A 22852-nucleotide genomic window follows, 5' to 3' on the forward strand; every position below is an offset into this window, starting at 1 on the left:
CCCCCCCCCCCCCCCCCCCCCGGGGGGGGCTTTTTTTTGGGATTTAATAAATTGAAATAAAAGGATTTATTTCAAAAGTGTCCACATATCGACCACATTGACAAGAATAGCCCCCTTTACAGGGGGCTATTTTTATACCGCAAGACTAAGTTGACTGTTCCCGTAATGAGAAGCCGGGAAAGCGTCGCCGGGGATAAATCCAGGAGGCAAAGGATCTGCGCTGGTTGAGCGCTTCGTTACTCTGCGCTCTAAGGTGTTAAGTGTCGTGAATGACTCGCTGCATTCAAGATTCTGGCATTGATGATATTGCCGGATGGTGAACTCGCTTAACCGGCGGCTGGTGCGGGTGCGGGCGTTTGCGCCGCAGTAGGGACAAACAAACATGATGATCTCCCATAGGGAGTTGAACTCACGGCTATTATGGCCGCTACTGTTCAGTTTCTGCAATCCAGTCGCTTATTTTCGCCTCAAGCTCCATTTTCGTGGTAAATCCGTTATCACCGATCACATGTTCCGCTCTGGCAATGATCCAATCCTGAGTATCAATTTCAGGCTTAAAGCCCGACACGGTCAGATGCATACCCGGATATAAATCGGCGCGGCCGCGCGCCAGGGTTATCGAAAACTGTGCCGCGCCTTTCTGGAGTTGTATCCATTTTGCCGCAGCTGCGCGCCTGGCCGCCGTTTCGTTCTGATAGGTTTTACGCAAAACATACACGTTACCTTCAGCGCCCTCCATGTAATCCCCCTCCGGCCGGCTGCTTTTCTCCTCAGCCTTTTTTCTGGCAGTATTTGTTTTGCGCTTAGTGACCTTGACCGGTTTTTTCTTGCCGAAATTAAGATCCAGCCAGTACGCCCGCACGCCGGTGTAAGCATCGCGATCGGCAATGCGGAACCTGTGACGATCTCCGCTGGCACGGGTTATCTCAGCCGATGGCAGCGCCCTACCAGATGCACTAACGCCGCCCCCAGGCAGGATAAACAGCAGACAGCCATTTTTCACGGTGGCAATGGCCCCCAACATCTCCGCCATGCGCGTTAAAAACGACATGTCGCTCTCTTCGGTCTGATCCGCATGGTCGATCTCAATGTCGATCAGGGCCTCGCTAATCATCGGCTTCAGGTCATAGCGCCGGGCAATGGCCGATACCACCCGCTCTACCGTCAAATCATGCCAGGACACCTCCCGCCTGACGTTCATCTCTTCGCGAAAATCAGCGCTGTGCGCGGTGATGTCGATAACATCCGGCGGCCCGCTATGCCCCACCTCGTCAACGGTGTAGAGACCTTTGTAAATCAACGCCTCACCCATCCAGCCGATGGACACCGCCAGCTCCGCACCACGTGGGGGTAAATCTGTTACCCCGTCAGAGTCATCTACTGACAGGGTTAGCTGGTCAGCATCAAAACCGTTGTTATCTGTAACAGATAACGAGGTGATGCGGTCGGCCAGTTCGGTCAGGGCAACCCCACCCAGCGTGATACTAAAATCCGGTGTCTTTACGACCTCACTTAATTTTTCTACATACGCTTCGGCTGCTGTTGTCAGCGTGTCTGCTATCGACATAACTCCCCCGTTTTATGCTGATGATTCCATGCCCGCGCGCGGGGCTGAATCCCTTTTTGTTGTCAGCGAACGGGCAGACCGGCAACCAGGCGACGCCAGCAGACTTAACGTTGAATATGGCCCTGAACTCAAAGAGCAACATGATGGTGAACTTATGTCTGAAACTCGTTTTCACGGCGTCCGCTCTCGCGAAAATACCGACCTACAGCAGGCAATCAATGACATTGATTCCAGTGTAATCGGTATTGTTGCTGTTGCTGATGACGCCGATCCGGAAACCTTCCCGCTCAATACGCCGGTTCTGCTGACACGGGTGCGTAACGTCCTCGGCAAGGCAGGTAAAACCGGGTCACTTTACAAAACCCTCAAAGCCATTTCCGATCAGTGCAGTCCGCGTGTTGTGATTGTCCGGGTGGAAGAGGCTTCCGGTAACGGCCCCAGCCAGTCTCAGGCCGTTATTGGCGGAACAGATGGCGACAGCTACACGGGAATATATGCCCTGCTGACAGCGGAAGCCAAAACCGGCTATCGGCCGCGCATCCTGGCGGTGCCGGACTACGACACCGAGGAAGTGACGTCACAACTTTGCGTGATTGCCCAGAATCTGCGGGCTTTTGTTTATGCCGGTTGCAACGGCTGCGCGACCATGGCGGAGGCTATCGCTTATCGCAAAACCTTCGCATACCGCGAGCTGATGCTGATCTGGCCGGACTTTATCGCTTACAACCCCCTGACGGATGATAACGAAACGTTTCCCGCCCCGGCTTACGCCTGCGGCCTGCGCGCCGCTATTGATAACAGCCAGGGCTGGCACAAATCGCTGTCGAATGTTGTGGTGAATAACGTTCTGGGTATTTCGAAAGATGTGTTCTGGGCATTGCAGGCAGAAGACAGCGACGCTAACGAGCTGAACAACAACGAAATCACGACGCTTATCAAGCGTGACGGTTTCCGCTTCTGGGGTAACCGCACCACGGACACCGAAACCTACACTTTTGAGGTGTTTACCCGTACCGCGCAGATCCTGGCGGACAGTATTGCGGAGGCGCAATTTACCTCTGTTGACAGCCCGCTCACTCCGGCCAACGTGAAAGATGTGGTAAGCGGCATCCGCTCTACTCTCAGCAAAAAAGTCACTGCCGGCCAGCTTATCGGCGCTGACTGCTGGTATGACACGCTGGACAACGGCACCACGGATTTGCGCCAGGGAAAACTGATTGTGCGCTATAGCTACAGCCCGGTCCCACCGCTTGAAGATCTGACGCTATACCAGACCTTTACTGATGATTTTTACGAACCGGCGTTCGCGTCGCTCGGGGGTGAATAATGGCTATTCCTCACAAACTGCGGCTTTTTAGCTGCTTTGTTAACGGCGACAACTATCTGGGAAAAGTGACCTCTTTCACTCGCCCCAAACTGTCACGAAAGATAGAGGACTATCAGGGTGGTGGCATGCTGGGTGCGGTCGGTGTTGATCTCGGCCTTGAGGCTGGAGCGCTGGATTCCACCATTGTATTTGGTGGTGTCATCAAAGCACTGTTTCTCGAATACGGGGCAGAAATTGACGGCACGCGGCTGCGCTTTGCGGGTGAATATTTCACTGATGGCGAAAGCCAGCTTGTCGAGGTGGAGCTGCGCGGGCGATTTACTGAACTCGACGGTGGAGACTCAAAACAGGGGGAAGACACGGAGGAAAGCTACACCTTTAAATCCACCTACTACAAATTCTCCATTGATGATCAGCCCATTATCGAAATCGATCTGCTGAATTTCATCTACAAAAAGAACGGTCAGAACATGTTCCCGGACCGCATCACCTCCGCCCTTGGCATGGGCAATTGATAACCTTTCAGAGGGTGGCGAAGATGCCGCCCGGAGATTTTAAACATGGCTAAAAAAACTAAAAACCTGTTCACGCTGATGCAGCCGGTAGTTCGTAAAGACAGTGAGATCGGTCAGGTGGAAATTACCGGCGCCATCAGTCAGGCAGGATCGCTGCGCGGCCTGAATCTTATCCGCGTTGCCAATATGGATGCAGACTCAATTGCCACGCTGTTGACGCGAGTCACCGCGCCTGCGCTGACACAAAAAGAAATCAACGAAATGCACACTCTGGACTTTATCGGGCTGGCAGAGCTTCTGGTCCCTTTCTTGAATCCGCCGGAGCCTGGAGCGTCGAACGTGGCGGAGACGGAGAGCGAGTAATCACCGTTGCGTTTGACCAGATCGACGATCTGGTTGCTGATATTGCCGTTATTTTTAACTGGCCGCCCTCTGAAGTTTTCGGCATGGATCTTGGCGAGGTGATAGCCTGGCGCAAGCGGGCGGCGCTTCGAAGTGGTGCCAGTGATGAAGAGTCTTGATATACGCGTTGCTTTCAGCGCGATCGACAGATTTACCCGCCCCGTTAATGCTGCCCGCCAGAGTGCGGGCGGCCTATCCGACTCCCTCAGAAAAACACAATCCACCCTGAAAGGGCTCGATAAGAGCAGTGCTACTTTTCAGCGAATGACCGCGGCCGTCGGCAAAACCGACCGTTCCATCTCACGTGCCCGTGCCCGCTTTGATGGCTTGTCAGAAGCACAACGTAAAAACGGAACGCTGACGGAAAAACAGCAAATACTGATGTCGCGACTGGGTGAGCGGCTTGATCGGTTGACCGCAAAACGTGTGACGGAAGTGGCCCGCCTTCGTGAAAGTGCATCAGCCCTGCGCCAGCATGGCGTCATGCTTTCCGGTAGTAGTGCCACCATCGGTAACGCGATACGCCGCACAGAACAATACAACCAATCCCTTGAACGGGAAAAACGGCAACTTGCTGCGGTCACTCAGGCTAGTAAACGTTACGAGGGTGCACAGCAGATGGCCGGAAAGTTGCGCTCTGGCGGTGCCATAGCATTAGGTACAGCAACCGCTGCCGGGTACGGCGCCGGACGCTTCCTGTCGCCTGCGGTTGGTTTTGATGAGGAAATGTCAAACGTTCAGGCGCTGACGCGGCTCGATAAAAGCGATTCACAGCTAGCCGCCCTGCGTGCTCAGGCAAAAAAACTCGGTGCTGAAACCGCCTTCACTACACGTGACGCCGCCAGCGGCCAGGCCTTTCTGGCAATGGCGGGCTTCACGCCAGATGCTATCCGTGCCGCACTGCCCGGCGTGCTCAATATGGCGCTGGCAGGCAGCATGGAACTGGGCGAAACGGCAGACATCGGCTCAAACATTCTTTCTCAGTTTTCCCTCGATGCCGGAGAAATGGACCGCGTCAGCGATGTGCTGACAGGTACATTTACCCGTACCAATACCACGCTTAGCAGCCTCGGCGAGACAATGAAAGTTGTCGGGCCGGTAGCGGCGGGACTTGGGATTAGCCTGGAAGAAGCCGCAGCCATGACTGGCACGCTGGCGCGCGTGGGTATTCGCGGTAGCGAGGCCGGTACGGCAATGCGTCGCTCCCTCTCCCGCCTGGCCTCCCCCACTACGGCAGCCAAAAAGGCGCTCAAAGAGCTGGGAGTGGAAACTGCCGACGCGAGCGGAAAGATGAGACGTCCGTTCGATATTCTTCTCGATCTACAAAAACGCGTTTCCCGCTTTGGCGAGGTGGATCAGGTTTCATTTTTCAAAGATATCGCCGGAGAAGAGGGTTTTACGAGCCTCCAGTCTTTGGTCAACGGCGCAGGTGATGGCTACCTCCAGTCACTCTATGAACAAATTGCAGAAGCACATAAAAATCAGGAGGCCTTCGCCGTCGCTAACAAGAAGAAAGACAACCTGGGCGGCGATTTGAAGGAGCTGGACAGCGCGTGGGAGGCGTTCCGCATTTCTGTGACTGAGACAGTAGACGGCCCATTACGCAGGCTGACACAGGGGCTTAGCCGGGTTATTGGCACTATTCAAAGCTGGATAGAAGAAAACCCCAGACTTTCACGAACGTTGTTACTCGCCGGTGGTACTGCACTGGCATTAACCGCAGTAATTGGCGGTATGTCATTAGCTGCTGGTCTACTTTTAGGGCCGCTAGCGAAGCTCAGACTGGGGTTTGCGCTTCTGTCCGGCGGGAGAGGAATCGGAGGTACGGTATCAGCGTTCCGCATGTTGAGTGCTGCGGGCGGTAGCTCACTGGTAAAAATTAACGGATGGGGTGCTTTACTCAGCGGCCTGGTCGGACGCCTCGGCGTATTAACCAGATTGATGGTACCCCTGCGCGGTGCGTTACTTGGCGCCTTTACCTCTCCGGTGACTGCTATTGGCGCCCTGTCAAAAAGCATTGGCGGGCTGGCACTGCGGCTAACCGGGATCCCTGCTCTCTTCGGCATTGTGAAAGGCGGAATTGCGGCGCTGAGTGGCGGCTTATCAATGCTATTGAGCCCAATCGGCTTAGTGGGTGCTGCGTTTGTAGCGGCTGGGGTACTGATCTGGAAATACTGGGGACCAATTAAGGCCTTCTTTAGCGGTTTTTTTACAGGCGTCATCCAGGGGTTAGCGCCTGTTTATAACGCATTTTCCAGGCTGGCGCCCGTTTTCGGTGCCATTGGGGATGGCGTTAAAAACGTCTGGAACTGGTTTAAAAAAGTATTAACGCCCGTTGAGGAGAGTCGCGAGGCGCTAAACAAATGCGCCAGCGCCGGGCAGACTTTTGGCGAAGTCCTGGGGACCGCACTTAGCGTTCTGCTTTGGCCGCTTCAGAAGTTAATGGAAGGCGTCGGCTGGTTACTGGAGAAGCTCGATCTCATCCCCGATGGCATTGAAAGAGCCAGGTTGGAAGCGGCCAGACTCAGGGCTATTCCGGTTATGTGGGAATGGGATGAAAAATCCGGGCGCATGGTTAAAAGGGAGTGGCAATGGTCATCTGAAAAGCCTGCAAGCAAAGGCAGCGCCCCGCCGCCCAATGTGCTCGGGGGCAACTCTGGAACAGAGCGGCGGCTGGGCCAAATCGCGGATAACACCAAAGGCCTTTTAGATGAGGAAAAGCGCAAACGTATCGGGCCGGGTGACATTGTATTTAAAAATCTCCCTCCAGCCTTTGCTGTGCGTGGTGAATGGCAGGAATCTCGGCTTATTCGGCAACCTGTTAGTGCTCGTCCGGTTATTGCTGCCGGAGAGCCATTGATTAAGCAGGCACCCGCCTGGCAGGCAGTCCGCCGAAATGAAATCAAGCGCCCGGCAGCTTCGGTGCCGGCAGATGGTTTTTCTGGTGAGATTCACGTCCATTTGCATGGCATCAAGAGCGACAATCCGCGCGAGCTGGCTCGACTTGTCGGGGAGGCTGTCCGTACAGAGATGGATAAACAACAACGTGCTGCCCGGGGTTCGTTCCGGGATAGCGATTGACTGGAGGTAAAACTATGATGATGGTATTTGGGCTTTTTGTATTTGAACTCAGGACACTGCCCTATCAGCAATTACAGTTATCTCGTAACTGGCGGCACGTAAAGAATGACCGTGTGGGCCGGAGCGCAAAATGGCAATACATTGGTGCAGGCGAGAACCAGCTGACGCTTGGGGGGTTGCTGTACCCTGAAATCACCGGCGGTAACCTGTCGTTGGGTGCAGTCTCAACAATGGCCTACACAGGGCTGGCCTGGCCGCTGATTGATGGTGTCGGGTCTATCTACGGGATGTTTGTCATTACAGGATTGCAGGAGACGCATCAGGAGTTTGACCGCTATGGTAAGGCGAAAAAAATTGAGTTCACGCTTTCGTTGCAGAGGGTTGATGAGGATATCCGGGAGCGGCTGCAAAGTTCCTCTGTCAGCGAGCTGATGGCAACCATAAAGGATGGGGTTGAAACTGCGTTGAATTAAGCCCAGGTGAAGCTTGATGGCCAAACTTCTTAAGCAGCAGCAAGAACATTTATGCATGCCTTAGATAAGATTCGGCCTAATACATCCATAGCAAAGAGGTATAACACTAAGCCAAACATAATCTTACAACAGTTCCATACCAAAGCGGGGTGAAAAACTAAAAAAGTTGGAGAAATGCAACTAATGTTAAAAATAGTTAGTCTGGAAAGTCCTTTCGAGAGGAATCAAACTCAAGGACTCAGTAGGTAGCATTGAATCTAATGTTTTTTTTTCACTATACGTAAGGTATAATTTTACAACACAGCATACCTATAATCCTATCAATGATGCGTATATAAATCACTCAAAAGGAAATTTTATGTCCAGCTACTGCTTTTACTCTCAAGATGCATTAGCACTCGCTCAAAGTTCTGGGATCGATGTGCTTATCAATGATTATGCAGAGCAGCACAAAAAACAAACATACATTCTTTGCAGACCATTATCTAATGAGGATGTAATATATGATTACGATAAGGCAATAGCTGTATTTTCATCTGGAATAAAACCTTTTTTCATAGATATTGGCAACAATTTAGAATTATTTGAAGAATATCAGGAAGATTTTCTAGAGGATGTTTCATTCTTAGCTGAGAAATTCAAATATAGAGAAAAAATTGGTAGGAAAAAATCATGGCAAAGCCTATTCGTTTCACTTCCCATAGATGATCTTGACTTCAGTAAATTAGAAGTTGAAACTAAAGAAAGTCGAGTGATTGACCTAATAATTTCACTTATCGTTGGAAGTATTAATGATACCTCTAGAATAAATCTGGAAGCGAGTAACCTGTTAGATACAATTAAGTCTAAAATTATCTTATTTGACACCGATCAAACAAGATTTGTTTTCCAAAGTGGATTTGGGAAAAAAAGTGTAATTCAGGGATTAGCTGGTTCTGGTAAAACAGAGTTATTATTACATAAGTTGAAAGAAATCTATTCTAAAAATCCGGATTCTAAAATTGCCTTTACATGTTTCAATAAAATCCTCGCATCTACAATGAGAACAAGGATTCCTGAATTTTTCGATTTTATGCGAGTTGAAAAACAGATTGAATGGGGCACAAAACTTTTTTGCTTCAACTCTTGGGGTTTGACTAAAGATCCTCTCTCAGGAATGTATAGATACATTTGCCATTTTTATGAAATCCCATTTGGTGGTTTTGGAAACGGAGACTTTGACTTCCTTTGCAAGAAAGCCATTGCAGATATAAATAATAGCGGACGATCAGATAAAAAGGCTCTTGATTATATCTTTATCGATGAAAGTCAAGATTTCCCGCAAAGTTTCATTGATCTCTGTGAAATGGTAACATCTAAAAAGCTGTACGTTGCCGGAGATGTTTTTCAAAATATTTTCATGCCTATAAATGATAATGTAAATCGGGCCGATATCGTTCTTAAAAAATGTTATCGCACAGATCCAAAAAATTTAATGTTTTCACATGCTTTGGGAATGGGTCTTTATGAAGAGCCTGTTCTACGATGGTTAAAAGAGGCTGAGTGGGATTCTTGTGGCTATAAATACAACAAAATAGGCAATAGAGTTGAATTGTCAAGAGATCCGCTAAGGCGCTTTGAAGATATTCCAAAAGATTATAAAAGCACAACTCTACATTTAATGGAGAGGACCGATAATGGACCAGATAAAATAATTGAAATAATAAAAGATATTAAACACCGCAATCCTACCTTAGCAGAAGGCGATATAGCTGTTATATTCCTTGATTCCAGTGGATATATATATGATTACATTCAATCTCTAAAATTGAAAATTAAGCAACAACTTGGCTGGGATTCTAATATCTCACATGAAACAAAAGCCAAACAAGATGGTAAATTGTTCATTTCGAACATTAATAACGCTAAAGGTCTAGAGTTCCCTTTTGTAGTTTGTTTTGCCATGAAACTGGTTAAAAGATCAAACTTCCGAAATGCACTCTATACTATGATGGCACGGTCATTTCTCGAAAGCCATCTAGTTTTAAATGATGATAAAGAAAATCCATCGATGCCAACTATTCTTGAAGGCTTACATTTCCTAAATAACAATAATTACATGAATGTAAGACTACCCTCTGAAGAAGAAATAAGAAATCAAAAAGATTTCATTGTGTTGGATGAGTCTATTTCTATACCTAAACTAGTAAAAGCCTATTGCTCAGACAAGAGAGCATCACCTTTATTAATTGCCAAAATAATTGACAAGGTTGAAAGAATGATTTCAGAAGATGATGATGACGTTGATGGAGAATACATTAAGAGCCTGATTGGACTAGAATATGAAAGGAATAGAAAAAAATGAGCCAATATCTATTCAATAACATACCCGGCGAATATTTTGATAAATTTCGCCCTGTTAGAGATGTGTTTTCTAATTTAGAAAACCTCCTTGTGATTGCGGAAATCGTGAACACTTGCCATAGTTCATGGAATAAAAAAACAAATGATTTTGATTTACTAATAACAACTGGCACTCACAAAAGAATACTTATAAGAAAACCAGATGGTTTTTTTACAATGAACCTTCCCTTTCAGGTAATAGAGTTTGAAGAAAACATCAGCTTTAATTATGACGCCTATGGATTAGCAGTTAATGCCGAGTTCATTTCTAGATGCAGGAATGTTATTACAACTTGCGATAATGGATTCTTTTCTCACGAGGCAATAGCTGTTGATTTATGTGATAACTTTGATGGAGACATGCAACAAGCTATACATTACTCTGATGCAATTTCAGCCTTACTATTATTAGACCATGGATATTTTAGGTTTGATGATGATCCAATAAGGGTTAATGGTAAAATACATCCAAGATATCATTTCGATTTCTTCTGTAATAATTCAACAAATGTGAAGATTGGTTCTAATACTCGTATAGAAGATTCGTTTTTTTTGAACTTATTTGATGTTAATAAAGATCGACCTTATCTTGCTTAAATCATAGGCGCTCAATTGAGCGCCTATCTTATTTTATAATATTGATTATTATAAAATCACTCGATAACCGCAAGCATAGTATTAGCTGAATTCTATTATTATACTAATTAAAAAACATAGAATGTCACTTTCTATTGTGTGCTATATGTGAAAACTTTCAGGTTAAGTTTGTAAGGATACATGTCTGATACTAGCAGATATCGGCAAACACGGTCATTACTGACCGTGTTTTGTTATGCTGAGCGTATCCACATGCAGAGGCTAACATATTCGTTAGTCACATCAATCGACTCATTTGTGGATTCCGTTAAGCCCTTCATATCAGTGTAAGTCCCATCAGTGAGGGCTAGCGGACCGCTTTTCTGGTTATCTGTGCCGTGTGTCGTGTTTGGATCCCATGTAGCCCCCGGAGATCGGTCGCCAGACCGGTGCCAGTGCGGCGGGAGATTATTGGCTTCAATTTTGACCTTATTACTGCCGCCGGTCACACCATAATGAGAGCCAATCCTAACAACCCTATTCGCAAAGGTTTCGCTTAAGTCAGTCCATGTCTGCCAGGGGAACCGCTCCGCTGGACTTTGCTCGCCAGAGACAACAATTCCGACATAAAAAATGGCGTCAACAATTGCCTTATAGGCCGCTCCGTCGCTGTTGAGTCCCAGCGCCTTAAGGGCTTCGGATGTATCGCTCAGATCGGAAAGATTATTTTCTTTCTGAAGTGCACCGGTGATCCGCGAGTCATCCCCCGCAGCTACCGTTCCCGTCTCGGTGCCCACGTCCCGCGTGGCTGAGTTTCCCAGCTCCAGATTTTCCCGGGCCTCTTCTGTATCGTTTAAATCAGCAAGATTTTGTGCTCGCCGCAGATAACGTTTATCGCCCGTTTCCAGCGTGATAGTGGCAAGTGTCGGATCGATAACGAGCTGCACATTTGAGCTGTGCGTCAGCGTCAACACCAGCGTCAGAATGATCTCTTTGATAATGGAATCCGATTGCGCCGGGAGGTATGTCGCCGGGTATGTGCCGTAAGCGATGAGCGTACCCTTAGCGCTGACCAGCCCCGCTTCTCTGAGCGTTTTACCCGGATAATCCTGACAGTTGATAACGATCTGCCCGCTGATAAACCCCTCATAGCTTGAATCAGAGTCAAAGGTTTCACGGCCAAACTGTCCAAAAAGCGCCGTCACCGCCGCCAGCTCATCGGGATCGGTCGGCAATGTCACGCCGCCACCATCGCCGATCAGCACGGAGGTAATATCCACCACCTCCCCCGCCTGATACGCGGCCTCGATTTCGGCGGCGCCCGCCGTAGTTAGTGTCAGTCCCGTGGCCATTATACCTCCTCACTTTTTGTTTCTGGCTCAATGCCGTACACGCTGGCAAGTTGATCATAAAAATCATCACTCACGGTCTTGCGGTCAGCATCGATATCGCCTTCATCAAGATAAATCACACCAGCGATCTGAAGCCGGTTCAGGTGTTCCAGGAAAAACGCATCGGTCTGACAAAAGTCGATCAGGCTTTTTAATTGATTGAATGTTTTCATAGTTTGTTCGTTATCCAGTTGCCGGGTAAATCGTCGTAATCGTCCAGGCCCGCACAGGCATAAAACGCGTAATAGTGCGCGGTGACGTTCGGCACTTTGCCCATAAATACCAGGCCTTTGCCGGCGAGTAATGCGCAGCTCCTGAATATTGCCGTTGTGGTGACAATCTCCGGGTAACTCGCAAGATTAAATATCGTGTTAACGTCGCTGTGTAATGACGCGCAGCCGTCAAACAGATAACCCACCGTCGTTACCGCCGTGGTGTTGAGTAATCCCGCCCCGACGACTTCCAGCGCACTGCATTCCGAAAAGACATTCGTGAATACCGTGGCACTTATGCTGGCGGCAAAAAGACCGGCTGGCACTGAGCGCAGGTTTTTACAGCCCCTGAAAGTCTGGCCGTAAGAGGTCACCAGCGGGTTGCCGCTGAACAGGTTTTCCGGTATTTCCTCCACGCCGGTATTCTGGAACGTGGCGCCAAACGAGGTAATAAGCGAGCAGGACGCGAACAGCGTCGGCGGAATATTTACCAGTGAGGTGCAACCGTAAAACGTCGATCCGGCGCCGGACAGAAGAATGTTGTTTTTCAGCAAATCGCCGGGCAATAACGCCAGTGAGGTGCAGCCCGAGAATGTCAGCGTTAACGAAGTGAGATTGATGCAACCATCAAGCAGGCCGGATGGTAGCGAGATGAGTGCAGTACAATCCCGGAAAGTCGATCCCATGCCTTTCAAGGACACCATGTCGCTGAATAGCTCTTTTGGCAGTTCAACCAGCGCGGAGCACTTGTCGAATAAGAAATCGACGGCTGTCACTTTGGCGCAACCGGCAAACATATCTCCCGCGAGAGAAACCAGAGAGCGGCAACCTGAAAACGTATAGCCCAGGCTGGTTAACGCGCTACATCCCCGAAAAGCGCCGTCCCCCACAGAAACCAGCGAAGTACAGTTTACAAAAGCGTATGTGAATGTCGTGACCAGCGCTTTAACAGCAAAAGCATCTGCATCAATTTTCGTGAGCGATCCACAGTTAGCAAAAGCGTATGAGAAAGTGGTGACTTTCGCGCAGTCAGTAAAAGACGGGAGCGCCGTCAGGCTGCTGCACCCATAAAACGTACTGGCAAAGGTCGTCACCTCTACGCAGCCGCTGAAAATATCTTTCGCTACAGTTTCAAGAGAGCGGCAGCTGTAAAATGCAGAAGCGAATGTCTGCGCCTGGCTGCACCCGGCAAATAAACCCGCGCCGACCGTTTTCAGCGAACTGCAACCAGAAAAGACCGTGCCGAAATAGGTCACTTTCGACAGACCAGCAAACAGACCGGCAGGAACAGAAAGAAGCTGCGAACAGCCAGTGAATGCACCGCCAAAATGATTCGCTTCAGAACATGTTTTAAACAGGTTGGCGGGAATTGCCGTCAGTGCCGTGCAATTCTGGAATACGCCGGTGAATGCGCCGCCCGGAACATCCGCAAACATATCAGCAGGCAAGACAAGAAGATTTTTACACGCCCTGAAGCTATAAGAGAATGTCCCTGCTGAACCGCATCCTGTAAATATTCCCGTGCCGATATTTGCAAGCATTGAGCAACCATCAAACGCGTAACTGAAATTCACCGCAGATACACAGCTGTGGAACAGATTATTGCCGATACTGATCAGGCTGGTGCAGCCTGCAAATACCGATGAGAAGTCGATCGCATCGGGCTGGTTTGCAAATAGCCCCGATGGAACCTCTGTAAGCGATGTACACCCTCTGAATGCGTCTGAAAAATCCTCTATCTTCATGCGAGAAAACAACGATGCCGGAATACCTGTAAGCGACGAGCAGTGGGTAAAAATATTTTTGCAGTTATTCACGTTTGGCAAATCGTCAAATGCTCCGGGACGAATAGCCATTAATCCGGTGGTATCCAAAGCGAACCCTGAAAGATGACCTCTTTCCCCTGTAACACTAATCAATTCCACAACAGGGTTCAGTTTCGAAGAATAATTAGATAAACGGCTGCGCAGACAGGCAGTTTCCGTGTTCTTAACCGTGATGGTGTATTCCTTTCCCTGTACTAATTCACGTGTAGGAATAACCCAACCTGAAGCTTCACTGGCGGGATCGAAACGGTAATCCCGGCTGTCAATGCCGTCGCCATAGTCAACCGTGAAACCCTCGTCCATATGAGCAAAGAATATTGGCCTGGTTGCACTGTCGATGCGGGTAATGAACTTCATTACCGCGACCACTTTTATGCTTATCACCGCACTGACGCCATTAGTCGTCGTAACGGTGACCGAACAGGTACCTCGCTTCATGCCCGTAACCAGAATATCGCCGTTTACTATCCGGACGGTCGCGATTGTTTGATCCGATGTAGTTACCGTAAAGGTTTTATCTTCCGCGTATTCGGGGAGAATTGTCACCGTGACCGTTTCCGCGTCACCGGGGGCCAGATTCAGCTCGTAGCGGGATAAAACCACCTGCAACGGGACAAAGCGCGGCGTGATTTTCTCCGTGGCGTACATGTAACCGGCCGCATACGAGGTTCCCTGAAGTCGGCCAAATACATGAACGGAAAACCAGCTGCGCAGATTCCTGGCGCGCAGCACCGCCAGTTTTAGATCCTGCTGGTCGTATTCCGTCACCGGCAAATCGTTCTGATACACGTTCAGGCGAAAGGTATACGGATCCCCTTTCGGGTTCTGATTGAACCATTCAACAATATCCGTCCCGAAAGGACTGTCCACCAGGGCATGACGGACGGCGGCGACCGTACCACGATGGCGGTGGATGTAGTGGGCGCGCTTGATCGCATCGCGTTTCTTTTGTTCTGACCAGTTAATATTCCAGGTATCAACCTGATATTCCCACGCCAGCCACGGCAGCAGCGCCAGCGGGCAACTGTCCGGATCTTTAACCCAACGGATCAGATATACAGGCAACCTTTCCAGCGCTGCGGCGCTGGCTCTGTCGATGGCCCGCTCCACGGCGGTGGCGTTGGGGGGCAGAATGCTGGCGGGATAATTAGCGGTCATGGTCCATCACCACAAGATTGATTTTAACGGAGGTGCAATGCGGGGCTTCGCCCATCGTCGCAACGACGTCGGCGACGGGTGAATGCAAATCGACGGTGACAACGCCGTCCTGATGCAGCGCCCCGTCTATGCCTGACCGTGCAGCGGTGGCGTTGATAAGATGCACAGAGGCAGTGTATTCGTTCAGTGCTGCGGTGGCTTTTTCCAGCACCGTGGCGGTGTCCACGCCATAAGGGACGTAAATATCAGCAACCACCTGATAACTCACAATCACAGCGGAGCGGACATAATCAGCCACATAATCCGTAATCGGACGCACGTCTTCCGGGTTTACCGCTGACAGGACTTTATCAAGCAGCGCCTGCGGGGCAGTCCCATCTCCGGTACGTGACAGCACGTAGAGAAAAACTCGTCCTTCCTGGTTATGGGTTTCAGGGCCATAGGCGCGCACATCGAGCACATCCGCATCCGCACCTCGCGCAAAATAGTGATAGGCATTTCTGGCGCCCGCCGTGCTCAGGCGAGCCCATGAGAGCAGCGTGCGGCCGCGCAGCTCTTCGTCGCTTTCATATACTGCGTCCGTCTCGTCGGTGGCTTCGGTAATCAGCAGGCGTTCAGTGTCAAAATTCCCGGCGACCTGATCGAGATCCGCCCCCAGGGCGCTCGAAAGCAGCACCGCGCGCACGGCTTCATTGATACGTTGCAGCAGATGGATCTCGCGATAGGTGAAGGCTTGGGCCAGTGCCGCCATCGGTTCAGATTCCAGCAGCATCGCAGCAGACACAGAAGCCTGAAGTTCCACAGGCATGGCCGCCACGATAAGCGCCCGGATATCAGCCAGCACCGTTTCAAAATCGGGCACCTCGACGATATCAGGCTGTGGGATCTGAGATAAATCGACGGACGTTTGCACACTAGCTCCTTAGCCTGATGGTGTTACTGGTTTCTGTCATGGTTTCCGTGATAGTGCCGGTCAGTTCAGCAGTCACCGCGCCTGTTTCTGAAAACACCACATTGACGGTGGTCAGACTGATCCGCGGCTCCCACTGCGCCAGCGCAATAGCGGTGGCGCCCATCAGTTGCATGCGGGTGACGGTGTTCTGTGGCGCATCGAGTAAATCAGGTACCACACTGCCAAAGTCCCGGCGCATCACACGGGAGCCTGTTGGCGTGGTGAGGATTTTTGTCACGGACTGCCAGAGCTGATCGTGATCGGTCAGCGCGCCGGTGCCCTCCGGGTTCATCCCGGTATAACTGGCTGTCATTGCGGACCTCCCGTGGTACTCCCGCCAGACTGCACGCCACCGTGTTTATGTTCATGTACGGTGATCCCGTTTGACTGCAACACGCCGCCGGAATGGAACACATCACCGGCCATCGTGCCGCCGTGGGTCAGTTCGAAAGTGCGCGTTTTGAGGTGTTCCGTGCATTCCACCTCCGGTGTGTCCAGCGTGACGCGGGTCTCTGCCTGGATATGCGCGGTTTTAATACCGGTCACGGACAGTGCTCCGGCATCGGCGGCGGCGTCGTAATGCAGGCGCGCGCCATCCGGTGCGGTGATGCTGATTTCCAGCAGGTTGCTGCCCGTTGGCGGATTATCTGCGCTGTATGCAGAGCCAATCACAAACGCGTTTTCAGGGTTGCCGCCCGGACAACCGATCCAGACCTGCTCCCCTATCGAGGGCGGCAGCCAGATGCTGAATGCCCCTGCGCGGGTGACGTTCCAGCGGATCCAGGTGGTCAGCAACCTGCCGGAGCGAACGCGCACCGCTTTCTTGTCGGCGCTGATTTGTTCCACGACGCCCAGGCGCAGAATGTTTTCCAGCAGGCGCATCAGCTCAGCATTCATGACGCACCGCCCAGACTGCTGATAACGGCGTTTTCCGTAGCGCTCAGGTCTGCCGGAGTTATGCCCAGTAGTTCACGCGCCGGGTACTGCGCGTAAGCGCCCGGACCAACCTCGTCTTTGAGGCCGTACTGGTGAATACGGGCAATGCGCGCAGCGATGCCGTCAAATCCTACGGTGACGCCGCCCGCGTCCGGCCTGAGCTTCATAAAACGCAGGGTGCGCAGGCGGGTAAACATCGGTGCTTTTTTTGTCTCTGAATGCGTAGCTGATTGCGTTTTGATTTCCAGATACCGCTCGATATCGGCCCGGTAGAAGGTGCGGATATCCCGGCGCTTCTCGTCAAAACCCGTGATTGTCCGGCCATATTTACCGCGCCCGCCGCGCCAGTTTTTCAGCGCCCGCACCTCGTTATTCCAGAAGAACTTGATCCCCTGCTGGGTGCGGTAAACCTTACGGCGGCGCACGGCATAGCCGCTGCCGTCCGGGTTTTTCTGTGACGCGATACGGCGCTGCTGACTGCGACGCAGTGCCAGACCAATTTTGCGCGCGGTACGGGTGCGCCCCGCCGGGCTGACGCCGTCGAGGATGTCCTGAAAGACTTGATCCAGCTCGCTGAACATGCGATCGCTCACGCTCCGGCCTCCTGAAGCATGCCTTCAAATACCAGCCCCCAGCCTGCGGCGTGGGGTGCCAGCACGCGCGGGCGCGGCTCTGGCAAATGCTCGGCATACGGCACACCGTTTTCATCCAGTTGTACCAGTACCCGCTGACGCACCGGCAACTCAAACATCAGATCGGCGGTGTCATCGTTGTTAATCAGTGTGGTGAATTTAATCTGCTGGTTTTTATCGGGGTTCAGCAGCAGATCGGGCTGATTAAACCAGAGCCAGGCCATCAGCGGCAGCGTGAAGTCGTCAATGCTCCCTGCGTAGTTCATGACGAACAGCACCAGAGAATAGCGATACATGAACGACGGCGTTTCACCGGTAGTTTCAATGCCACCCTCTTCAACAAACACCGTCCAGGCTTCCGGGTTCGCCCGGCACCAGGTATTTGCTTTCTCTATGGCGGCGCGGAGTGTGTTTATCTTCAGCATTTATGGCTCCTTTCGGGTGTTCTGGCGCAGGCTGTCCCACTGGCGGATCGCCGCTTTGTCAGCATTGCAGGCATCAAGCGCATCCATCAGCCTGTCGCTGAATATCGCCACCGCGCCCCAGGTCACTGGCTTATCCAGCGCCGGGCGTGGTGTCTCTTCGGTCAGACTCTCCGGGACGGGTTCACGGACCAGCTGAATGACCGGCGCGGGCGGCGCGTTTTTGCAGGCTGCGACTGACAGCGTCAGGCACAGGAGTAACAGCGCACGCGTCACCATTGAACGCGGCCTGCATTGCTTCACGTCGGTGCTCCCCTTCTGCATTACGCTGTTGCTCACGGACTTTCACCTCTGCCAGTAATTTGTGGGTCTGTATGGCGGTCGCCTTCACTTCCTGAATAACCTGGTCGTAACCGGTCGCCGTTTCGGTCAGCAGCTTGTTGCGGGTCCGGGCCTCGCTCAGCTGGTCGGTCTGCCACCAGACAGCAGCCAGAAGGACAAGCATCACAATCACACTGCCCGCCCTCATGACGGCGTACTCAGGCCCAGCAGGCACCAGGCTTTAAAATCATTGCGCCGGTTAACCAGGCCGGCGGAGCGCTTACCGCCCACATTGACGAAATCAGTCAGCCTGTTGCACATCTGCGGCCATTGTCTGGCCTGGGCATGCTTCCAGATCGTGGTCCTCTGCTTGCGTCCGTTTTTATCGGTGAACCACATCAGCCCGGTGCAGCCCAGATTCAGGGCCGCATCCGTCATAGCCTCAAAGGTGAGTTGCGGCATGTCGGCACCATGGAAATTGTTATTGATGCAGTTCTCCGCCCGTTGCAGATCGTTGATCCAGCGCCGCGCTATTTCCTGGTTGCTGTATTCGCGGTTTTCCACGCCGCCCGTGGAGCCAATGCCAACCGTCAACACCCCCGCCGTGCAGTAATAAGGCGTGCTGCGGCAGTCTTCCCAACCTGCAATTTTCTGCTGCCCTTCTTTCGATGTTCTGACGCTCCCGGGCGCCAGCGAAATGCCCAGAGCCACTATCACCGCAATCGAACATTTTTTGATGATGTTCTTCATGCAGGTTTGTCTCCGTGCAGTTGCTCCAGCAACTGCCGCTCGCGGTCCGACAGGTTGCGGGTTTGCGCCTGGCGGAGAATCTGCTCTATCAAATCGTTACGGCGCTGGCTGGCCTGCTCAATGCGGCGGCGGTGAATCGCCAGCCGGACGGCGGAAACAATCCCCAGAAGAAGGCCAGCCAGCGCCAGTTTTTCGCTGACGGTCATGACGCCTACGCCGGTCACCAGGGCGGATGTTGCAAACGCAAAATATTCGTTAATACGATCCAGAGTCATTCCCATAACTGGACGGTTACCCGTTCCACCTCGCTGGTTATCACGGGCATTTCGATCTCCTGCCCGGCATTCAAAAATATCTGGTTGCTCAGTCCCGGATTGGCTTCGAGCACCTTCTCCGTGACACCTGCGGTTTTGCCGTAATGACGCCAGCAGAGCTGATCAACCGTGTCGTTTTGCAACGCCCTGACTTTCATCAGAACAGCTCCGCATAGATACGGGCTTCTTCCCGAATGTCAGCGATACTCCAGCGTCCGTCCCGCCAGAGATCATCTATTTGCCTGTCCAGGGCTTCGGCGTCTTTGTCACCTTTTGGCGTGGTGCCAACATCCCTGTAACCCTCCAGAACACTGGCGCGCGTGAAGGAGTAGACCGCACGCCGGAAGCGGTAAACTTTTGCGCTTTCGCCGTTAATCTGCTCGACAGGTTCACCGACAGAAGTCAGCAGCACAGAGGCCAGAGATTCCGCACCTTCCGCTTCCCTTTGCTTGCGCCAGTCCTTCAATTGATCCGCGACATGCAGCGCGGCCTCCGTTGCCATATGCATTAATCGGGATGTTGTAATGTCACCGGCGATGCGGGCAGCCAGGCGCAGATCGTGGAGTTTTACCGTCGGCCAGAAAGTGCCGATGGCAATCTGTGCGCCGCCGTCGTCCACGTCTGTCACATCACTTTCAGCAGGTCTGACGGGGCGCTGCGCGATAAAACTCATCGTCGTTTCTCCGGTAGGTCAGGCGGTGGGCGTCCGGTAAAAAGACCGCTTCACGGGCAGATCGCCGGGCGCGCCGCCTGTGGCGCGGGGCCAGTTCATTACGCTCAGGCGTTTACTTTGTGGCGGTTTTCGTTGTCTTTTTTGCCGCCGTTTTGCGGGTGGCTTTTTGAGTGCCGGCCGCCGTTTTCGTCTGCTTGCGCGTTCGTGTTGCTTTTTGTGTTGCGGGTGTTTCGGTTGCTGCTGTATCGCTGGATGAAGTCTCATCTTCCGCATCACCACTTGCCGCGCTGGTCTGCGGCGCCTTTTTCAAAGCGCTGACCAGAGAAGCGATCTCCCGTTTCACACCGGCACCCGGGTTCAGGCTCATGGCTTCCCGGAAGAGTTTCAGCGCTTCGCCTTTGGTTTCCGCGTCTTCCGTGTCGCGACGGCAAAACGCCCTCACCTTGCACAGCTTCGCGCGGACCTCATCCGGCATATCACTGTCAGCCACAATTTCGGCCAGCTCGTCCAGCATGGGGATATAGCCTGACAAATCGGCTCCGGCGTCCGTGGTGGCGAGGTTCAGAATGGGATTGCAGATTTCCTCGGCCAGTACCGTGGGTGCCGGGCGGCGATAGTTGTCATCCGGCATGCTCAGGCCATGCTTAACGACATAGCGCCCGATACGCAGCGCCAGCGCATAGTCGGAGCAGTCCACCGCCCACACCATCAGCGTGGTGATGACCGGATCCGCGCGCCCGCTGTCGCCCTCGATCGTGCCGTCAATCCATCCCTGAAACTCAGGAAGGATGCTGGCCTTTACAGCGGCCTTCGCCTGGCGGGACTGGATTTGGCTTAGCGAAGATTTATGCATATGCAGGCGAAAGAGGATCTGCTCATGCGCGGTGCGCGTCTCCGCGTCACGCTCATCACTGATGCCCCGCCTCTCTGCCATGACCTTCTGAAAGTGTCTTTGTGCCGGTGTCAGCATGGGTTCATTCTCCTGGGCGGGCTTGCTGCCCGCCATGTGATGGGGATTATCAGGCGAATGTCACGCCGTCGATCATGGCAATCATGCCGTACTCTTCAATGACATAGTCATCATTGCTGGACTGGTAAGTCGCCACGCGGTTGTAGTGCGGCTCTTCGCGGATAGAGCGACGCAGGGAGCCTTTCTGGTAATACACAGAGAGGTTTTTCAGGTTGGTGATGAGCACGACGTCTTCAGGAATGCCCGGGACAAAGACCGTCGGCAGGCCGCCGATCTTTTCCTGGCTGACAATGAGCTGCGCGGCCAGAAGTTCGGTATTCGGATTGGTCTGGCTGAGCGCGTTCACTTTCGGCAGGTTCACTTTCAACAGCAGATCGGACGAGAGCACAGTCACCAGGCCGGGAGCGCGGCGGAACCAGGGATCCATAAGGCTGTGGCGCGCATCAAGCACGGCGGCGTCAATATTGCCGTATGTGCCAGACGCAATCACCGCGTTATTCTCATCACGGGAAGTCAGCGTGATACCCGGCATAATGCGCTGCGGCGCTTCATTGCGGATTTTTTGCAGCCAGCCAACGCCGCAATCCTGCAATAACGGGTAGGTCGTGCGGTCGGAGTTTTCAGAGTAATGCGTGCCATTAAAGCCAATCATCTGGCGATCCAGCCCCAACTGACGAGCCATCGCATTACTGATTAATGACTGAAATTCAGGGTGACCGGCCCACGCGTCCAGCTCCGCATATGAAAGCGCATAGTCATAGTTGGTTTTGCGGCAGTGGTAGTTCTGCGGCTCTTTGTTATGGTTCGGTGCAGGGTTACGGCGGTTGGTGCCGTCCGAGCTGTTATTGGTGCTCGCCATCGGTCCCTTACTGCCAATTTTTACTTTCTGCCCTTCCTGCTCTTTAACCCCAAAGTGGTTAACCAGCTTCATGAAGTCATCCGACTCCATGGCGGCCTGTTCCAGTTTTTGCTGGATAGTCGGATCGACGCTGAAACGATTGGCAACGGCTGAGGGTGAGACACCGTTCAGATGTGCCTGGCGCACAATGTACTTATCAAATAGTTCGCGGGTCTGGTTTTCCATGGTTACCTCTTAGAAGTCTGCAAGCTGCGCGCTGCTGTTGCCGGTTGCCGCCGGTCGTGCGCTGTAATTTTCTGCGGGCTGGAGCTGAAGCTGACCGCGCAGCTCGTTAAGTTCACTGGTCAGTTGCTGAATGGTGGCTTTATCCTGTTGGCGTTCCTGTTCCAGGGCTCTGAACCGGTCAATCTGGTCTGCCTGAGATTGAGCAACGGCTTCAACAACCTGATGCAACTGACTGAAACGCTGATCGTCGGTTTTCTGGCCTTTGCCAAGGATGCCCATCACTCGGTTGAACCAGTTGACGCCCTCCTCGCTGCGATGAGCTGCCAATTCGATCACTTCAGCTTCAAGCGCATCAGAGAACAGCGGCGCCTCGATCTGCTGGTTATTGAAGGCCATCACCTGCGCGCGCTGCTGCGCGGCAAATTTAAGGCGCTCAGTCCCCAGACTTGCCGGGGTGTCCGTCATCGCCAGGCCGACCACATACGCCTTACCGTTAAGGGCAAACTGCGGATGCAGCTCAATACTGGAATAGATTTTTTTTCCTTCATCGGTGAGCTGCTTCATTCGTGCCGAAGCGTCGATCTCGGCATAGAGCGCCGTACGACCGGCCAGCGGCCCTTCGGTGATATCCTCCGCGCTTAAAGCAACAACATCCCCCATGGCGCCAAAATTGCTGTCAGGAAGCATGGAGAGATAGTGCTCCACGTTCACGCGGGCGCCGTAAACGGCCGGGTTGTAGCTCGCCGCCGCATCGCGGAGGTGCTGCGGCTGGATCTCGCGCCCGTCAACGGTAGCGCCGGAAACCGCAACGCGAAACTTTTTGCGGGCGGGTTTAGTCGTGCTGGCCATGTCGTTTTATCCTGTTGATTAATGTCAGTCGCTGCATCA

Annotated in this window: 26 protein-coding genes; 8 read left to right on the top strand and 18 right to left on the bottom strand. The window is 52.3% G+C overall.

From position 1 onward, the window contains the following. Positions 1-132: 132 nt before the first annotated feature. Together HMPREF9538_RS30810 and HMPREF9538_RS00650 are read right to left on the bottom strand one after the other, a co-directional pair. A complete protein-coding gene (locus HMPREF9538_RS30810; protein WP_050849575.1) occupies positions 133-384 on the bottom strand; it encodes an ogr/Delta-like zinc finger family protein in 252 nt (83 codons plus the stop codon). Between the two features lie 43 nt (positions 385-427). After that, on the bottom strand, positions 428-1567 hold the full coding sequence (locus tag HMPREF9538_RS00650) for a phage late control D family protein (RefSeq protein WP_009486470.1): 1140 nt from the start codon (positions 1565-1567) through the stop codon (positions 428-430). Between the two features lie 154 nt (positions 1568-1721). On the opposite strand from HMPREF9538_RS00650, the gene HMPREF9538_RS00645 reads away from it, so the two are divergent. The 8 genes from HMPREF9538_RS00645 (at position 1722) to HMPREF9538_RS00615 (ending at position 10344) form a co-directional block, all read left to right on the top strand. Further along, a complete protein-coding gene (locus HMPREF9538_RS00645; protein ID WP_020316960.1) occupies positions 1722-2894 on the top strand; it encodes a phage tail sheath family protein in 1173 nt (390 codons plus the stop codon). Continuing rightward, positions 2894-3409: a phage major tail tube protein gene (locus HMPREF9538_RS00640; RefSeq protein WP_009486472.1), complete on the top strand. Its 516-nt coding sequence runs from the start codon at positions 2894-2896 to the stop codon at positions 3407-3409. The genes HMPREF9538_RS00645 and HMPREF9538_RS00640 overlap by 1 nt, the downstream gene beginning before the upstream one ends. 45 nt (positions 3410-3454) lie before the next feature. Then, a complete protein-coding gene (locus tag HMPREF9538_RS00635; protein WP_004131585.1) occupies positions 3455-3772 on the top strand; it encodes a hypothetical protein in 318 nt (105 codons plus the stop codon). Further along, on the top strand, positions 3772-3930 hold the full coding sequence (locus tag HMPREF9538_RS30815; RefSeq protein WP_032440702.1) for a GpE family phage tail protein: 159 nt from the start codon (positions 3772-3774) through the stop codon (positions 3928-3930). The genes HMPREF9538_RS00635 and HMPREF9538_RS30815 overlap by 1 nt, the downstream gene beginning before the upstream one ends. After that, positions 3917-6892 carry a phage tail tape measure protein gene (locus HMPREF9538_RS00630; protein WP_009486473.1) on the top strand — a complete coding sequence of 992 codons (2976 nt, stop codon included), beginning with the start codon at positions 3917-3919 and terminating at the stop codon, positions 6890-6892. The genes HMPREF9538_RS30815 and HMPREF9538_RS00630 overlap by 14 nt, the downstream gene beginning before the upstream one ends. 14 nt (positions 6893-6906) lie before the next feature. Beyond that, positions 6907-7365, top strand: coding sequence for a phage tail protein (locus HMPREF9538_RS00625; protein ID WP_009486474.1), 459 nt, complete (start codon positions 6907-6909; stop codon positions 7363-7365). A 358-nt stretch (positions 7366-7723) separates the two neighbouring features. After that, on the top strand, positions 7724-9709 hold the full coding sequence (locus HMPREF9538_RS00620) for a DEAD/DEAH box helicase (RefSeq protein ID WP_009486475.1): 1986 nt from the start codon (positions 7724-7726) through the stop codon (positions 9707-9709). Beyond that, positions 9706-10344 (top strand): hypothetical protein, encoded by a 639-nt coding sequence (locus tag HMPREF9538_RS00615; RefSeq protein ID WP_009486476.1) that lies wholly within the window; start codon positions 9706-9708, stop codon positions 10342-10344. Before HMPREF9538_RS00620 ends, HMPREF9538_RS00615 begins: the two co-directional genes overlap by 4 nt. Positions 10345-10577: 233 nt before the next feature. Here HMPREF9538_RS00615 and HMPREF9538_RS00610 read toward each other — a convergent pair whose 3' ends face one another. From HMPREF9538_RS00610 to HMPREF9538_RS00535, 16 genes are all read right to left on the bottom strand, one after another. Beyond that, positions 10578-11675, bottom strand: coding sequence for a phage tail protein (locus HMPREF9538_RS00610; protein ID WP_009486477.1), 1098 nt, complete (start codon positions 11673-11675; stop codon positions 10578-10580). Next, on the bottom strand, positions 11675-11887 hold the full coding sequence (locus HMPREF9538_RS00605; RefSeq protein ID WP_009486478.1) for a hypothetical protein: 213 nt from the start codon (positions 11885-11887) through the stop codon (positions 11675-11677). Before HMPREF9538_RS00605 ends, HMPREF9538_RS00610 begins: the two co-directional genes overlap by 1 nt. Continuing rightward, positions 11884-14910 carry a phage tail protein I gene (locus HMPREF9538_RS00600; RefSeq protein WP_009486479.1) on the bottom strand — a complete coding sequence of 1009 codons (3027 nt, stop codon included), beginning with the start codon at positions 14908-14910 and terminating at the stop codon, positions 11884-11886. Before HMPREF9538_RS00600 ends, HMPREF9538_RS00605 begins: the two co-directional genes overlap by 4 nt. Continuing rightward, complete coding sequence (locus tag HMPREF9538_RS00595) at positions 14900-15823, bottom strand: baseplate assembly protein (protein WP_009486480.1); 924 nt, start codon at positions 15821-15823, stop codon at positions 14900-14902. Before HMPREF9538_RS00595 ends, HMPREF9538_RS00600 begins: the two co-directional genes overlap by 11 nt. A 1-nt stretch (position 15824) precedes the next feature. Then, positions 15825-16175, bottom strand: a complete 351-nt coding sequence (locus HMPREF9538_RS00590) for a GPW/gp25 family protein (protein ID WP_004131573.1) — start codon at positions 16173-16175, stop codon at positions 15825-15827. Continuing rightward, positions 16172-16759: a phage baseplate assembly protein V gene (locus HMPREF9538_RS00585; protein WP_009486481.1), complete on the bottom strand. Its 588-nt coding sequence runs from the start codon at positions 16757-16759 to the stop codon at positions 16172-16174. The genes HMPREF9538_RS00590 and HMPREF9538_RS00585 overlap by 4 nt, the downstream gene beginning before the upstream one ends. Then, positions 16756-17391 carry a phage virion morphogenesis protein gene (locus HMPREF9538_RS00580; RefSeq protein ID WP_020316957.1) on the bottom strand — a complete coding sequence of 212 codons (636 nt, stop codon included), beginning with the start codon at positions 17389-17391 and terminating at the stop codon, positions 16756-16758. Before HMPREF9538_RS00580 ends, HMPREF9538_RS00585 begins: the two co-directional genes overlap by 4 nt. Beyond that, positions 17388-17855 carry a phage tail protein gene (locus tag HMPREF9538_RS00575; RefSeq protein WP_009486483.1) on the bottom strand — a complete coding sequence of 156 codons (468 nt, stop codon included), beginning with the start codon at positions 17853-17855 and terminating at the stop codon, positions 17388-17390. The genes HMPREF9538_RS00580 and HMPREF9538_RS00575 overlap by 4 nt, the downstream gene beginning before the upstream one ends. Further along, positions 17856-18191 carry a peptidase gene (locus HMPREF9538_RS31950; protein ID WP_157846642.1) on the bottom strand — a complete coding sequence of 112 codons (336 nt, stop codon included), beginning with the start codon at positions 18189-18191 and terminating at the stop codon, positions 17856-17858. A 186-nt stretch (positions 18192-18377) separates the two neighbouring features. Continuing rightward, positions 18378-18923 (bottom strand): lysozyme, encoded by a 546-nt coding sequence (locus HMPREF9538_RS00565; protein WP_004213111.1) that lies wholly within the window; start codon positions 18921-18923, stop codon positions 18378-18380. Next, a complete protein-coding gene (locus HMPREF9538_RS00560) occupies positions 18920-19204 on the bottom strand; it encodes a hypothetical protein (RefSeq protein ID WP_004215823.1) in 285 nt (94 codons plus the stop codon). The genes HMPREF9538_RS00565 and HMPREF9538_RS00560 overlap by 4 nt, the downstream gene beginning before the upstream one ends. After that, positions 19195-19395, bottom strand: a complete 201-nt coding sequence (locus tag HMPREF9538_RS00555) for a tail protein X (RefSeq protein WP_004131559.1) — start codon at positions 19393-19395, stop codon at positions 19195-19197. Before HMPREF9538_RS00555 ends, HMPREF9538_RS00560 begins: the two co-directional genes overlap by 10 nt. After that, positions 19395-19910 carry a head completion/stabilization protein gene (locus tag HMPREF9538_RS00550; protein ID WP_004213109.1) on the bottom strand — a complete coding sequence of 172 codons (516 nt, stop codon included), beginning with the start codon at positions 19908-19910 and terminating at the stop codon, positions 19395-19397. The genes HMPREF9538_RS00555 and HMPREF9538_RS00550 overlap by 1 nt, the downstream gene beginning before the upstream one ends. Before the next feature lie 112 nt (positions 19911-20022). Continuing rightward, complete coding sequence (gene gpM, locus HMPREF9538_RS00545; protein ID WP_004215822.1) at positions 20023-20880, bottom strand: phage terminase small subunit; 858 nt, start codon at positions 20878-20880, stop codon at positions 20023-20025. Positions 20881-20929: 49 nt separating this feature from the next. Further along, positions 20930-21964 carry a phage major capsid protein, P2 family gene (locus HMPREF9538_RS00540; protein ID WP_004213107.1) on the bottom strand — a complete coding sequence of 345 codons (1035 nt, stop codon included), beginning with the start codon at positions 21962-21964 and terminating at the stop codon, positions 20930-20932. A 9-nt stretch (positions 21965-21973) separates the two neighbouring features. Then, positions 21974-22813, bottom strand: coding sequence for a GPO family capsid scaffolding protein (locus tag HMPREF9538_RS00535; protein ID WP_009486488.1), 840 nt, complete (start codon positions 22811-22813; stop codon positions 21974-21976). Positions 22814-22852 lie beyond the last annotated feature (39 nt).

It is taken from the genome of Klebsiella sp. MS 92-3, from assembly GCF_000195655.1.
GTDB classification, from domain to species: domain Bacteria; phylum Pseudomonadota; class Gammaproteobacteria; order Enterobacterales; family Enterobacteriaceae; genus Klebsiella; species Klebsiella pneumoniae.

Excerpts from the sequence above, each read along its gene's own strand:
- HMPREF9538_RS30810 (WP_050849575.1), bottom strand. The coding sequence starts at position 384 with ATGTTTGTTTGTCCCTACTGCGGCGCAAACGCCCGCACCCGCACCAGC.
- HMPREF9538_RS00650 (WP_009486470.1), bottom strand. The coding sequence starts at position 1,567 with ATGTCGATAGCAGACACGCTGACAACAGCAGCCGAAGCGTATGTAGAA.
- HMPREF9538_RS00645 (WP_020316960.1), top strand. The coding sequence starts at position 1,722 with ATGTCTGAAACTCGTTTTCACGGCGTCCGCTCTCGCGAAAATACCGAC.
- HMPREF9538_RS00640 (WP_009486472.1), top strand. The coding sequence starts at position 2,894 with ATGGCTATTCCTCACAAACTGCGGCTTTTTAGCTGCTTTGTTAACGGC.
- HMPREF9538_RS00635 (WP_004131585.1), top strand. The coding sequence starts at position 3,455 with ATGGCTAAAAAAACTAAAAACCTGTTCACGCTGATGCAGCCGGTAGTT.
- HMPREF9538_RS00630 (WP_009486473.1), top strand. The coding sequence starts at position 3,917 with ATGAAGAGTCTTGATATACGCGTTGCTTTCAGCGCGATCGACAGATTT.
- HMPREF9538_RS00625 (WP_009486474.1), top strand. The coding sequence starts at position 6,907 with ATGATGATGGTATTTGGGCTTTTTGTATTTGAACTCAGGACACTGCCC.
- HMPREF9538_RS00620 (WP_009486475.1), top strand. The coding sequence starts at position 7,724 with ATGTCCAGCTACTGCTTTTACTCTCAAGATGCATTAGCACTCGCTCAA.
- HMPREF9538_RS00615 (WP_009486476.1), top strand. The coding sequence starts at position 9,706 with ATGAGCCAATATCTATTCAATAACATACCCGGCGAATATTTTGATAAA.
- HMPREF9538_RS00610 (WP_009486477.1), bottom strand. The coding sequence starts at position 11,675 with ATGGCCACGGGACTGACACTAACTACGGCGGGCGCCGCCGAAATCGAG.
- HMPREF9538_RS00605 (WP_009486478.1), bottom strand. The coding sequence starts at position 11,887 with ATGAAAACATTCAATCAATTAAAAAGCCTGATCGACTTTTGTCAGACC.
- HMPREF9538_RS00600 (WP_009486479.1), bottom strand. The coding sequence starts at position 14,910 with ATGACCGCTAATTATCCCGCCAGCATTCTGCCCCCCAACGCCACCGCC.
- HMPREF9538_RS00590 (WP_004131573.1), bottom strand. The coding sequence starts at position 16,175 with ATGACAGCCAGTTATACCGGGATGAACCCGGAGGGCACCGGCGCGCTG.
- HMPREF9538_RS00585 (WP_009486481.1), bottom strand. The coding sequence starts at position 16,759 with ATGAATGCTGAGCTGATGCGCCTGCTGGAAAACATTCTGCGCCTGGGC.
- HMPREF9538_RS00575 (WP_009486483.1), bottom strand. The coding sequence starts at position 17,855 with ATGCTGAAGATAAACACACTCCGCGCCGCCATAGAGAAAGCAAATACC.
- HMPREF9538_RS00565 (WP_004213111.1), bottom strand. The coding sequence starts at position 18,923 with ATGAAGAACATCATCAAAAAATGTTCGATTGCGGTGATAGTGGCTCTG.
- HMPREF9538_RS00560 (WP_004215823.1), bottom strand. The coding sequence starts at position 19,204 with ATGGGAATGACTCTGGATCGTATTAACGAATATTTTGCGTTTGCAACA.
- HMPREF9538_RS00555 (WP_004131559.1), bottom strand. The coding sequence starts at position 19,395 with ATGAAAGTCAGGGCGTTGCAAAACGACACGGTTGATCAGCTCTGCTGG.
- HMPREF9538_RS00550 (WP_004213109.1), bottom strand. The coding sequence starts at position 19,910 with ATGAGTTTTATCGCGCAGCGCCCCGTCAGACCTGCTGAAAGTGATGTG.
- gpM (WP_004215822.1), bottom strand. The coding sequence starts at position 20,880 with ATGCTGACACCGGCACAAAGACACTTTCAGAAGGTCATGGCAGAGAGG.
- HMPREF9538_RS00540 (WP_004213107.1), bottom strand. The coding sequence starts at position 21,964 with ATGGAAAACCAGACCCGCGAACTATTTGATAAGTACATTGTGCGCCAG.
- HMPREF9538_RS00535 (WP_009486488.1), bottom strand. The coding sequence starts at position 22,813 with ATGGCCAGCACGACTAAACCCGCCCGCAAAAAGTTTCGCGTTGCGGTT.